This is a genomic window from Bradyrhizobium sp. P2_E8 (assembly GCF_056403875.1).
The window spans coordinates 1-776 of sequence record NZ_JBFUES010001753.1; the positions used below are offsets into that span (position 1 = coordinate 1).

1 pseudogene is annotated in these 776 nt (G+C 68.2%); it reads left to right on the forward strand.

Features of this window, described 5'->3' with window-relative positions:
• Positions 1-250 precede the first annotated feature (250 nt).
• Positions 251-776: pseudogene (locus AC1D00_RS43690) on the forward strand (DUF2147 domain-containing protein); the annotation flags it as partial.

Here is a 776-nt window from a genome sequence, read left to right on the forward strand (position 1 = left end):
GGGTAGCGGTTCGCGGCAAGAAAACGCGTCAATACTGGAATCAAGAGACCCGTCCCGATTTCAGCGGAACGGGTCTCGAGATCGCGTCCTCTTGTCGCTGCTTCGGCCAAATTGTGGACGGGTTCCGGGCGCATTGAACCCGAACCTGCCGGAGCACGACTCATACGGATGAAAGTGATCTAGATCACTTTTTGCGATCGAGCCGGCGCGTAAGCGTTGGTACGGGGACCATCTGTTCAGGAGACGCGAAATGAGGAAGCTGTTGGCCACGGCCGCATTCCTTTTGGTGAGCACCGCTGCGCAAGCGCAGTACACTTTCGAATATGGCGGCCGCACCATCCGCATCGATCCCGACCGGGGCACGGTCCAGATCCCCGGCGTCTATGACAACACGGGCCAGGGCAAGGCCAAGAAGGCCAAGAAGAACGAGACAAGTCCGGGCCAGCAGGCGCCGCAGGAGGCCAAGGCCGATCCGCAAGCCCCGGCTGCTCCTGTGCCGGCCCCTGCTCCCGTTGCGGCGCCGTCCGCAGCTACAGCGCCGCCGCCCGTTGCGCCGCCCCCACCGGCTCCGCCGCCGACCACCACCGCCAACACCGCGCCGGCCGACACGGCTGTGTCGCCACCGCCCGCACCGCCTCCGGCTCCTGCCCCGGTCGAGCAGCAGGCGGCTCCCGCCGTGACGCCCCCGCCGGCTCCGACCGTGGCTACCGCCCCCCCGGCGCCACCTCCGCCACCCGTGCCGGCGCCTGCCCCCGCACCTGTTCAGTCCGCCGCTG